Annotated in this window: 10 protein-coding genes; 2 read left to right on the top strand and 8 right to left on the bottom strand. The window is 54.0% G+C overall.

The window, feature by feature from the left end:
* Nucleotides 1–23: 23 nt before the first annotated feature.
* From ACESNI_RS05950 to ACESNI_RS05915, 8 genes are all read right to left on the bottom strand, one after another.
* The gene (locus tag ACESNI_RS05950; protein WP_373085598.1) at nucleotides 24–746 is read right to left on the bottom strand and encodes an ABC transporter ATP-binding protein; all 723 of its coding nucleotides are present in this window, start codon (nucleotides 744–746) and stop codon (nucleotides 24–26) included.
* Nucleotides 743–1,516 carry an ABC transporter ATP-binding protein gene (locus tag ACESNI_RS05945; protein ID WP_373085597.1) on the bottom strand — a complete coding sequence of 258 codons (774 nt, stop codon included), beginning with the start codon at nucleotides 1,514–1,516 and terminating at the stop codon, nucleotides 743–745. The genes ACESNI_RS05950 and ACESNI_RS05945 overlap by 4 nt, the downstream gene beginning before the upstream one ends.
* Nucleotides 1,513–2,448, bottom strand: a complete 936-nt coding sequence (locus ACESNI_RS05940) for a branched-chain amino acid ABC transporter permease (protein ID WP_373085596.1) — start codon at nucleotides 2,446–2,448, stop codon at nucleotides 1,513–1,515. The genes ACESNI_RS05945 and ACESNI_RS05940 overlap by 4 nt, the downstream gene beginning before the upstream one ends.
* Nucleotides 2,435–3,319, bottom strand: coding sequence for a branched-chain amino acid ABC transporter permease (locus ACESNI_RS05935; RefSeq protein ID WP_373085595.1), 885 nt, complete (start codon nucleotides 3,317–3,319; stop codon nucleotides 2,435–2,437). Before ACESNI_RS05935 ends, ACESNI_RS05940 begins: the two co-directional genes overlap by 14 nt.
* Nucleotides 3,320–3,407: 88 nt before the next feature.
* Nucleotides 3,408–4,601: an ABC transporter substrate-binding protein gene (locus ACESNI_RS05930; protein WP_373085594.1), complete on the bottom strand. Its 1,194-nt coding sequence runs from the start codon at nucleotides 4,599–4,601 to the stop codon at nucleotides 3,408–3,410.
* 54 nt (nucleotides 4,602–4,655) lie between these two features.
* Nucleotides 4,656–5,447, bottom strand: coding sequence for an SDR family NAD(P)-dependent oxidoreductase (locus ACESNI_RS05925; RefSeq protein ID WP_373085593.1), 792 nt, complete (start codon nucleotides 5,445–5,447; stop codon nucleotides 4,656–4,658).
* On the bottom strand, nucleotides 5,447–6,997 hold the full coding sequence (locus tag ACESNI_RS05920; RefSeq protein WP_373085592.1) for a class I adenylate-forming enzyme family protein: 1,551 nt from the start codon (nucleotides 6,995–6,997) through the stop codon (nucleotides 5,447–5,449). The genes ACESNI_RS05925 and ACESNI_RS05920 overlap by 1 nt, the downstream gene beginning before the upstream one ends.
* Before the next feature lie 237 nt (nucleotides 6,998–7,234).
* Nucleotides 7,235–8,551 carry a TetR family transcriptional regulator gene (locus ACESNI_RS05915; protein ID WP_373085591.1) on the bottom strand — a complete coding sequence of 439 codons (1,317 nt, stop codon included), beginning with the start codon at nucleotides 8,549–8,551 and terminating at the stop codon, nucleotides 7,235–7,237.
* A gap of 757 nt (nucleotides 8,552–9,308) precedes the next feature.
* On the opposite strand from ACESNI_RS05915, the gene ACESNI_RS05910 reads away from it, so the two are divergent.
* Together ACESNI_RS05910 and ACESNI_RS05905 are read left to right on the top strand one after the other, a co-directional pair.
* Entirely contained in the window at nucleotides 9,309–10,709 is a 1,401-nt protein-coding gene (locus tag ACESNI_RS05910) for a phenylacetate--CoA ligase family protein (RefSeq protein WP_373085590.1), read from the top strand.
* A 108-nt stretch (nucleotides 10,710–10,817) separates the two neighbouring features.
* On the top strand, nucleotides 10,818–11,603 hold the full coding sequence (locus tag ACESNI_RS05905) for an SDR family oxidoreductase (RefSeq protein WP_373085589.1): 786 nt from the start codon (nucleotides 10,818–10,820) through the stop codon (nucleotides 11,601–11,603).
* The last annotated feature ends 429 nt before the right edge of the window (nucleotides 11,604–12,032 follow it).

The raw sequence follows: 12,032 nt of genomic DNA, 5'->3' as shown, positions 1-12,032 counted from the left end.
CCTTCCGCACCTGAAAATACCGTTCAAAGTCCCAGATACGCCTCCCGGACTTTATCGTTCTGTATCAATTCCTGGCCTTTTCCATGTAGCGTGATTTGGCCATTTTCCAGAACATATGCCTCATCAGCAAGTTCGAGCGCCATATGTGCATTTTGCTCTACCAGCAAGACTTCTACGCCGTTTTCAGAGACGGTGCGGATGATATTTGCAATCGTATCCACAATTGTCGGCGCCAGTCCGATAGAGGGTTCGTCCAGCATGAGAAGCTTTGGTGAGGCCATCAAGGCGCGCCCAACCGCTAGCATTTGCTGCTGCCCTCCGCTGAGCGAATTAGCGGGCATGTGCAAACGATCCTTCAGAACTGGAAAATACTCAAGGACGGTTTCAAAATCCGCCTGAATAGCTTCTTTATCCTCACGTACATACGCACCTGACATGAGGTTGTCGCGTATATTCATTGTCGGGAACAACCTGCGCCCTTCGGGGACAAGCGTGAGCCCCCTGGATACGGTTTGAGCAGGGGACAGACCGGTAATGTCTTGCCCTTGAAACTCGATTTTGCCTTTTGATGGAGTAAGCAGGCCTGCGACCGCTTTCATCAATGTTGTTTTTCCAGCACCGTTTGCGCCGACAATAGTGGTGATCTGGCCCTGCTTCACCGATAAGCTGACACCTTCAAGTGCCGGAACGCCGCTATAACTGACGAACAGATCGTGGATAGATAAAATGACATTTGGTTGGTTCATTTTTTATGTCCAAGATAGGCTTCAATTACGAGTTCATTCTGGCTTACTTCTTCAGGCGTGCCGGTCGCAAGAAGTCGGCCATGATTCAATACAAGTATTCGGTCACAGATCCGCATAACAGCCCGCATGTTATGTTCAACAAGTAAGATGGTTATGCCAAGTTCGCTGCGAATCATTTCGAATAGATCGAGAGCGGCCTTAACTTCCGCTCCTTGCAGCCCCGTCAACGGCTCGTCAAGGCATAGCACCTTCGGTTCAGCAGCAAGAGCAATGGCTATGCTGAGCATTCTCTGTAGACCATGCGGAAGACTGCTAGCAGTCACTTCCAGATAATCTTCGAGGCCAGTCAGTTTCGCCATTTCACGCATTCTTTCCAGTCGCGCCGCGGCGGTTTTTAAACGATGAGTTGTTGCGATAATGATATTGTCTGCAACACTCATTTCACTGAGCAGACTTTCGTGCTGGAATGTTCGTATGAGACCCATACGGCTGATATAAGTTGCGCTTTTACTAGTAATATTCTGGCCAAGGAATGAGAGCGTCCCGGATGTTGGCGGTATAAATCCGCTGATCAAATTGAAAGTCGTGCTTTTTCCGGCGCCATTGGGACCAATGAGTCCCAGGATTTCCCCATCGTGTAATTCAAAACTGAAATCCGCAACGGCTGTCAGGCCGCCAAATTTACGCTCCAGCCCTTCTGCCTTCAGGAGGGTTTTTCCTTCACTACCCGTGTTGTATGCAGAAAGCGTATCCGTCTGAGTATCGTTCAACGTCCCGCCCTCCCAATGAATGTGCCAGCTTTGAAACGCTCGCCAAGACCGACAATTCCTCCGGGCACGAGCAGGAGGACACCAATAATAATTATGCCATAGAAAATATTCTCATACGGACCGAAGCTGTGAAGCAATTGCCCCGCCAAGGTCAGAATTGTCGCCCCGATGATGGGGCCGATAATATGACCTTCGCCGCCAATTTTGACATAGGCGAGGGCAAGTACCGCAACAAAATAGGTAAAATCAGCTGGGGCAATGACGCTATTCGTATAGGCATTGACGCCGCCGGCAAGGCCCACTGCTGTGGAGGCGATAACTAAACAAAGAATTTTGAGGCCGATAACGTTCAACCCGACAGAACGCGGAATATCTTCGTTGTTCTTAATAGCCTTGAACACACGTCCAAGATTGGAACGTTCTGCCGCGTAAAGCCCGAACATTATTGCCGCCAGGAGGGTAATGGCAATCGCTGGAAAATAAGCATCCAGTTCCATCGGAGGGAACATGCCTATCATGCCGGAATTGCCGCCAAGTACGTCTGATTTTGTATATAAAAGCCGGACAATTTCGGTGAAAGCAAATGATATCAGCAGAAAGTAGGGACCCTTGGTCCTAAGGGTGACCCAGCCGAACAGCGCACTAATGAGACCGGCAATTATCGGCGCGGCGAGGAGTGATGCGAAAAAACTCCAGTCCAGTATGGTTGATGCAACCGCTGTCGTATAGGCGCCGATGCCGAAAAAAGCAGCCGTAGCGATATTTAGCTCGCCGATCAGCAGCACGAATCTGAGCGTGACCGCCAGCACCGCGTTCGCAAAGACCCAGATGACGACCTGTACGTAGTAGGGCTCGCCGCTAAAAAGAGCAAAACAGACCGCAGCAAGGGCGATCAGAATGCAAAGGGCGAGTCCCGGATTACTTTTCAGCATGACCTAGAATCCCCTGTGGACGGACAATAAGCAGAACAACGACCAACACAAACATGACAAGTGTTGCCGTCGACGGATCGAAATAATAGCCGCCGAAACTTTCGATCAAGGCGATCAGAAGCCCCCCCAGAATGGCGCCGAGAACGCTTCCCAGCCCGCCGATAATGATGATGATGAAGGCTTTGACAAGAAAGTCATCGCCGATAACAGTCGTCACCGGTGTGACAGTGGCCATCAGCGCGCCGGCGCAAGCGGCCAGTGTGGCGCCGATGAGAAACCCGTACAGGGCCACCCGGCGATACGGGATGCCCTGAAGCATGGCGGCCTCCTGATCCTCGGCGACCGCGCGCAGGCTGAGGCCAAGCTTTGTCCTGTGGACAAGAATATAAAGACCCAGCGTGATGATGGTGGCAACGATCATGAGCACCAGCCTCTGAATGGTGAGACTTGCGCCCAGAATGGTGATATTCCCTGGTATGACGGCGGGAATGGAACGTGGCACGCCTCCATACAGGATCAGGTAAGTGCCGTTCAGCAGCAGCAGCAATCCGATCGACAGGATGAAGGATCCATTCAGATCTTTCAGGACATACTGAAAACCGAAGACATAAACCACAAAGCCAATTATACAAACAACCAGGAGCGCCAAGACAAAGGCAATAAGATAGGAAAACCAGATTGGCATTCCAAGGGTATCCACGCTCCATATCATTACTGAAGAGACGACTAGAGCAGCGGCTGTAAAAAAAGTACCGTGCGCAAAGTTTACGATTTTCATAACGCCGAAGATCAAGGTCAGTCCTAGTGCAAACAGCACGTAAACCGATCCGATCTGAAGCGTATTCATGAGAAGTTGTACTTGAAGTTCCATAAATATGGTCCGGTTATTCCAGGGCCGAATTTAGGATATGCCAGCCCGCAGAGTGAGGGCTGGCATATCCAATACTTTGTTGATCAGCTTACTTAAGCCGTTCCTTAAGTTCAGCAGGTGAAATCCGTCCTACTTCAACGGCGTGTCCGTCACGCAATTGCGTAATCATGACAGGAACGAGTATCTGTTGAGGACTACCATAAACTTCTGCACCACCGAAAGCCGCGGGGCCATAGGACGATTCAAAGACGATTGTCGGTAGGGTTTCAGCAATCTTTTTCGGATCGATACTGTCCGCTGTTTCGATCGCTTTCTTAAGCGCCATTACAGCATCATAGCTTGAAATCGTGATGCCGTTCAGGGCTTCGCCCAGCTTCTCCATTGCCCCAGCGTTCAGCTTACGTTGAGTTTCGCTGGCTGACTCCCCGGTGAAGTCTGCAGATGCTCCTAAATAAGTTCCTTCAGCGGCTGCGCCGGCCATTTTGCTCAACGTACCTGCGGAGGTGCCCGCTGGAACAACTTTAACGCCATTCCATCCAAGGACATCCAGTGCTTTCAACATTGAGCCAACGTCAGTAGGCGGAGAAGCGCCAAAATCCACGATATCAGCATTGCTATTCGCAATTTTTGTGGCGATTGACTGGAATTCAGTTGTGCCACGTTCGTATTTGTCCTTCGATATGACTTCTACGCCCAGATTGCCCCAGGTATCTATTGCAACAGGTTCAAGCTCCTGACCAGTCGCGTCGTTCGGGGTGATCATTGCGACAGTTTTCGCGTCGGGATGTTGCTCTTTTATATAGCCGTAGAAAGGTGCAAGAATTTCGAACGGCGTGTTCATTTGAGTAAAAGTAAGTGGATACTTTGGCCCTTTGATGCTTTTTCCCCAGCCGGTATTGAAGAGTAAGGCGCCTTTTCGTTCAGATAGCGCCTGCGTCGCCTTTACTGGTGCCGTTCCAATGCTGCCGACAATGAAGTTAATATTCTCTCGGTTCAGCATCGTTTGGGCTGTTTTGGCGCCTTCTGCCGCATTATATTTATTGTCATATGCATGCAGTTCCAGCATATATGTCTTGCCGCCAGCCTTGATGCCACCGTCAGTGTTGATTTTCGCAACAGCTTGCTCGGCCGCGTATTCAAAACCTAAGCCCCAAGCCGCCGCGGCACCTGACATTGGTGCTGAAATACCCACTTTGAGTGTTTCGTCGGCGATGGCCGTTTGCGCACTGAACAAGGCTAGTAAAGCCCCGCCAGTGATGCCAATTATTTTCTTCATAGACATATTATTCTCCCTCAGTTTGAGTTTTTTGATTATGCGGTTTACTGTACTAATTAGCTAAAGATTCGCTGATATTCCTCCTGAAACCGGCAAGGAGGCACCGGTAATAAAGTTTGAATCGGGGCCGACGAGAAAGCTGACAGCACCCGCAATATCTTCTGGTTGGCCCAATCGTTTAAGAAGAGATCGATTGGTGTAGTCTTTCACCATTTCTGGGGCTGCGTTCTCAATAACGGAGGTCTGTATCAATCCAGGAACAATGCAATTTACACGAACATTTGGAGCCAGCTCGATTGCCAGGGAACGGGTTAGGGATGATACCGCTGCTTTTGCTGCGGCATATTCCGGTTGGTCGCCATCCCCAGCGAAGGTCACTGAGGATATATTGACAATCGCGCCTTTCTTGCGCGCCACCATGCCCGGCGCCGTGGCCTGCACCATCCAGAAAAGTGGCTTCAGATTGAGGGCGAAGGTGCTGTCGAAGCGCTCCTCGCTCATCCCGAGAATGGGGGTCACCAGCTCGCCGCCGCGGATACCACCCACGACATTGACCAGAATGGTGACCGCGCCCAGCGCGTCCACAATTTCGGCAATGGCGGCGTTCGTTTCCTTCTCGTCGGTAGCGTTCGCCCGCGCCGTCTGAATGCGGGTGTCTGGATACTGGGCCTGAATGCCTTCGGCGGTTGCGACAACGCGACGGCCCGAAATGTCTATCAGGCCGAGGGCCGCTCCGTCTGTTGCTAGCCGCTCGGCAATGGCTGCGCCCATCGGGCCGCCCGCACCGCTAACAAGGGCGACTGCACCGGCAAGCGGAAGCCCGCGATTTGCGGAAGACGATTGTTCTGTCATTACTGAACCTCTTTCAATTTACCCTGGCCTTCTGAGTGCCAGTCCCGGAGTGTGCGCTTGAGTATCTTGTTAGACGGGCCGAGCGGCATGTCGTCAACGGTGTAGACACGGCGGGGCGACTTGTAAGCCGACAGGTTCTTGCGGCAGTAGGCGATTATTTCCCCAGCATCCAGCGCATGCCCGGAGTGCGGAATGACGACTGCCACTGGAATCTCGCTCTTGTCCTTGTCCGGCAGGCCGATAACGGCGCAGATGCGAATATCGGGATGCTGGTAAAGCAGATCCTCGACTTCCAGCGGGTAGATGTTGTAACCGCCGGAAATAATGACATCCTTTTTCCGGTCCACGATGAACAGATAGCCGTCTTCATCGACATACCCGAGATCGCCGCTGAGCCAGCCGTCAGGCGTGAAGCTGGCGGCTGTTGTGTCGGCATCGCCCCAGTAGCCCGCGCCAATGGTATCGCCGGAAATCCGCACTTCGCCAATTTCGCCGTTCGGTAGTTCCGTGCCGTTGTCATCGACGATACTAATGCGGGAGCCGCCTATCGGCACTCCGGCGGAGCCACGTTTGCGCACACCAAAGAGCGGTTCGCCCGTCACATAGCCCGTGCTTTCCGTTGCGCCATAAATCTGCAGTAACGGCACGCCCATTTTCTCTTCAAACTGCTGCATGACATTAGGCGAGACAGGCGATCCACCTGTCACGCAGGTCTTCAGCGAGCTGAGATCATGTTTCGCGGGGTCAAAATCGCGGAGCATGTACAGGAACATGGTTGGCGATCCGGCAAGATAGGTCACCTTTTCGCGGGTGATCGCCTCCAGCACGGCATCGGTGTCCCAGCGCTCCATCTGGATCATTTTGGCGCCCGAAAAGATGGCTCCATTCATCATGCACGTGGCCCCGAAATTATTGAACAATGGCAAGGCGCAGAGAAAGACTTCCCGGCCCCATAAAAGTCCGCCGTGAACCGCCATGTCGCGCAGCGTCGTATACTGGCTGAGCTGTGTCTGCGTTGCGCCCTTGGGCTCCCCCGTGGTGCCGGAGGTGAAAAACAAGGCAACGACATCGTCAGCCCTGAAATCAGGTAGCGAATAGGCCATGTCGGCGGCGTCTGCCATAGCGTCTACATCAAGGGCGCCGTCCGCCGCACCGCCGGTGACGAAAATCGTCTCCAGCTTGCCGGTTACCTGCCGGACCTCAAGGGCGTAGGGCAGGGTCTCCCGGTTGGTAAGGATAATTTGCATGTCGGTCCGCGTGACGGTGGATTTCACCTCATACACGCGGTTCATGCTGCTGATGGGATTGGCGATGGCGCCGACTTTCTGGCACGCCCAGTAGCCGAGGGCCATTTCAGGGCAGCTCGACAGATACAGCCCGATCACGTCCCCGGCTTTTGCGCCCTTCGCCTTGAGCACATTCGCGAGCTGTGAAGTCCTCGCATCAAACTCAGCAAAGGTCAGTGTCCGCCCTTCGAAGCTGATAAAAATTTGGTTCCCAACAAGGTGCGAAGTATTTTCTAGACATTGCGCCAAAGACGTAACTGTCACTTGTTATCCTCCCGTTTTTCCTGATGTTGGTGCATCTGTGAGCGCTCTATTTTTTCGCTCAGTCTAGGCACAAGCACTAATGTCAGTCAATGATTTTGAACATTTGTTAGTTTTTTAGTGAAGTGGCGGCACACGGCGGCTTGATCATGATTTGCGGAAGGGTGGAGGGCGGCCCGTGGCGCAGATTTTCAAAAACGTGGCGCGCTGGGGACGAGGCGGATGGTACGAAAAGGAGCCTTACGGTGTCATGCCCCCGTTATGGGCAATGCCGTTCAGCAGCAAGGACTGTTGCAAGGCGATCATTTCCTGCAGGCTGTAGTAGTTGTCCTGCCCGCCCCTTGCCGGGTCGAACCATTCGACGGTCCAGTTCAGCGCACCAATCAGGAACAGCCGCAGGGGAACAACCTTGAAATCGCTGCGGATGATCTGGTTATTCTGCGCGTTTTGCAGACAGGCATCCCAAGCGGCGGCGTATTTCATGCGCACCGGGCGATGCCGTTTGCGTATCTCCTGCGGGAGTTGCCCATACATGCGGATATTAGCGGAGGTGAATTCGCCGCGTGCGAACAGTACCCGCATATGCGCATTGATGGCGGCGGCAAGCTGTCGACTGTTGTCGGGGTAGCGCGCATGGTCATAAAGGATTCGCGATACCCCGTTCGCCATTTCCCGCAAGCCCCGATCGAGCACTGCATCAAGCAGATGCTCCTTGGATTTGAAATGGTAATAGATGCTGCCCGCTTCCATATTCGCCTCGCCTGCAATGCGGCGCATGGTCGAGGCGCTATAGCCATTTGCCCGCATCACTTTCGCGGCGGAGGACAGGATGTGCATACGGGTTCGCGCCACCTTGCTGTTGGCCTGCTCAAACAAGCCCTCGTCCAGGAAGCCCATTTCCTCCACCGGGAAGGGATGCTTGCTGGTTTCCACCAGCATGCCGTCGAGGATCAGAATAGCGGCACTTTCAGACATGACGCTGACCGGATAGCGCGAGGCGTTGAACCATTCCCCCATCCAGTTCAGCGCGCCCAGCAGAAAGTGGCGCAGCGGCGCAACCTTGATGTCAGAACGGATCTGCCCCTCCCGGAGGGCCTTGTGCAACAACTCCTCCCACAGCCCCGCATAGGCCATACGCAACGGACGATGGCGCTCGCGCACATGCAGGGGGAGCATGGAAAAGTTGCGGATGTTGGCGGAGGTGAAGTCATTTTCTTTAAGCAGATAGACAAGATGGTTATGGACCATCCGGACAAAGGTCTCGCGAAAGTCGCAGCCCGCCGCCTCGCAGGCCTCCCCTGCTTCTCGGACGGCGTGGTAGAGTTGGCGTAGCCCCTTATCGAGAACCGCGTCGAAAATTTCTTCTTTCGAAGCGAAATGATAGTAGATTCCGCCCGCCTCGACACCAGCGGTGTCAGCGATCCGGCGCAGGGTGGACGGTCCGTAGCCCAAATCCCGGAATTGTTTCGCAGCCGCCGTTAAAATCGCAAATCGGGTTATTTCCGATTTTTTTGCCGTCGCGTCGGGCGATACGGTTATGTCAGGTGTCACATTCATGACTTTTAATTCCTTCTTGACAGAAGTATTGTCAAGCAATGTAATTCGAACAAATGTTCGATTTTAACAAGAAAACGGGCAAAATTCAATATAACGGGGATGGGAGAAGGCGAAATGCCGGGACTTGCGGGAAAACACGTCATCGTAAGCGGCCGATGCAGTGGACGCGAGATTGCCGGGCGTTTTGCCGAAGAGGGGCGGTTGTCGCTCTGTTCGATATGAATGCCGATGGCGCCGCAGATACTCTTGGAATGATTGAGAAATGGCGGCCGTGGCGCCGGTTACACCGTAGATGTTATTGATCGCGAGGCTGTCTATTCTGCCTGCAAGGGCGGCCTGACTATGCATGGCTAGGCGCGCGAGTAACCGATGAAAAGTAGAGGAAGGCCTTGCCGCCCGTATGCTTTTTCCTTGTCACGCTTTCTAACGTAAGTTAGAATTTTTTGATACAGGGAATAATTTGCCCCGGAAACAGCGGGTGGAATATGGGTTCTTTGCAGAAGGAATGGGTGCTGCTGGTTGATGGATAGGGCGGTTTTGCCCCAGCATAAGGCAACCCGTCTTTAGGGCCCCAACAGGGAATGTGCGGCGAACTCAGGAATCTAGGGAGATGGAGGTCCAGCGGATCAGATATAAAGACAACAGCAAAACATTAAATCCACCCCGCGGCTTTCATGACTGAGGCAGCCGCCTCTCTGATTTGTTTAGTCACCGGGGCAAATCACAGCACTCCAGTGAAATATAAGAAGGAATAATAATGGCTTCCAAGGAATATAATATACAATACCGGCGGGCGGATGCGTTTGACAAAAAGGGGGAAGCCTACTGGCATCCCATCGAGGCGATGCCGCTGGACGAGATCAGAAAGCTTCAGGAACATAAGCTTGTCGAGCAGATGGCTTATCTCAAGGAACGCTCTCCCTTTTACCAGAAGAAATTTGCTGCGGCGGGGGTCTCCTTTGACGAGATTCGCACCATCGAGGATTTGCAGAAGCTGCCCTTCACGATGAAAACCGAAATCCGCGAAAGTCTGGGGGCAAATCCGCCGTTCGGGCATCATCTCGCCGCGGATAGGGAGGATATCGTCCAGATGCAGGCCTCCTCTGGCACCACAGGCAGCCCGTCCTATGTGGCCCTGACGGAAAATGACGCGGAAATGTGGCATGAGATGAATGCGCGCTGCTTCTTCGCCTGCGGCATCCGGCCGGGGGATATGTCGCTGCATGGATTTGCGCTGGCGAAAGGCTTCGTCGGCGGCGTACCGATTACCCAGTCGATGCAATATATGGGCGTTGTCGATATTCCCATTGGGGCGGATGGAGGGGCGGACCGCCTGCTCCGGGCGGCGGCAGATTTGCGGCCTCGCGTTCTGGTTGGAGCGCCAAACTTTACGGTATTTCTGGGAGAGAAGGCACCGGACATTCTGGGCGTCGAAGCGAAAACGCTCGGCGTCGAAGTGGTTCTCGTGGGTGGGGAGCCCGGCGGCGGCATTCCCGCCATCCGGCAACGGATCGAGGAAGTCTGGGGTGCGAGATGCTGCGAAATGCTTGGCGGTACCGACATGGCGGTCGCCTACTGGGGCGAATGCGAGGACCAGTCCGGCATGCACATGCTCGGCATGGACTATATTATTACCGAACTGCTCAATCCGGAAACGGACGAGGTCATTCCTTTCACCGACGGTGCAGAAGGAGAGCTGGTTTATACTGCGATCGGGCGCGAGGCGAACCCGCTCGTCCGCTTCCGCTCCGGCGATCATGTGGAAGTACTGGGCACGACATGCGCCTGCGGCCGGACAGGACCGAAAGTGCGCTGCGTTGGTCGGACGGACGATATGCTGATCATCCGGGGGGCCAATGTGTTCCCCTCGGCCATCCAGAGCGTAATCACAGACATGACACCGGAGACAAACGGCGTCATGCGCGTTCTTGCGGATTTCGAAGGGCATACTTCGCAAGGGGCGCTCAAGGTCCTTGTCGAGCGGGGACGGGGGCGTTCCCCGGATCAAGATGCCGCGCTCAAGCTGTCGATCGAGACGCATTTGCGCAACTCGCTCGCCTTCAAGGCGAATGTCCGCATCGTCGAGCCAGATACCTTCGAAAAACCGGGAGCAGTGAAGGTCGCGCTGACCCTGCGGGAGTATCCGGACCTGCCGTGATGCAGCGCATGAGTGATATGCTTGAATGAGAAAACGGCGGCTCTCCGGCAGGAGACAGCATACGTAGGGCCGTCATGACGGGACGCAGAAAAAACAGGGATTAGGAAAATGGATCTGGGGCTTAAAGGAAAAAAAGTATTGATTACGGGCGCATCGCAAGGCATTGGCGAAGGTCTGGCGGAGGTGTTCGCGGAAGAGGGAGCAGACTTGTTTCTGGCAGCCCGGCAGGAAAATCGCCTGAAAGCCATTGCTAAACGCGTGACGGAGGCGCATGGCGTCAAGGCGGAATATTTCCCGGCCGATTTTACGAAAAAAGGAGATATAGACGAGCTGCATGCCGCCGCCGGTGACGTTGACATTCTGGTCAATAATGCCGGGGCCATCCCGGGCGGCGATCTGTGGCAGGTCGGGGCCGACGACTGGCGTCCGGGCTGGGACGTCAAGGTGATGGGATATATTGACATGACCCGGCTATTTTATGCCAGCATGAAGGCGCGCGGACACGGCGTGATCCTCAACAATATCGGGAATGGGGGCGAGAATTTTGATTTCCGCTATATTGCGGGCACCACGGGGAATGCGGCGTTGATGGCCTTTACCAAGGCGATGGGCGGGCATAGTTTGCAAGATAATATCCGCGTGGTCGGCGTCAATCCGGGGCCGTTCGCCACCACCCGCATCGACAAGATCATGAAAGCCCGCGCGAAAGAGCGCTGGGGCGATGAAAGCCGCTATCGCGAGTTGCTGGCCAATTACCCGTGCGGTCGGGCGGCGACGGTGCGCGAGATCGCCGATCTGTTCGTCTTTCTAGCGTCCGACCGGTCCAGCTACACCTCGGGTGTGATTTTCACTGTGGATGGCGGCATCACGTCGAATATGTCTATCGGCGGATAAGGCGGATGGACGGCAGTTCGCGGATTTGTGTGCAATGTTCTGGATTGACAGCCGGGGCACACACGCATTAATCTAACATTTGTTAGGAAATTGACTGAAAAGAAAACAAGCCTGACGCCGGGAGTATGTCAGCTTTGACGAAGGCGTTGTTGTGACGAGAAGCGCGTCAGTGAGAGGACACCAATCGCGCTGCCGGTCTCCTGAAAATCTCCGGCATTCATACCCTGTTCATATGTGCCATCGGCAATGGTGGTTCGATAGATCCGATAGAAAAGAAAGAATGAGTAAAATGAGTGATCGTTATGCAGCCTATACCAAACTAAAATTTGACTATCCGGCCGACCGTGTCCTGCGTATCACGTTTAGCAATCCTGAAACGTTCAATTCCGTGGACGCTGAAACGCACACCCAGATGACCGATATCTGGCG

Origin of the sequence: Sneathiella sp., assembly GCF_041689005.1 — a bacterium.
GTDB lineage: Bacteria > Pseudomonadota > Alphaproteobacteria > Sneathiellales > Sneathiellaceae > Sneathiella.
This window is presented reverse-complemented; position numbering and strand designations above follow the sequence as displayed.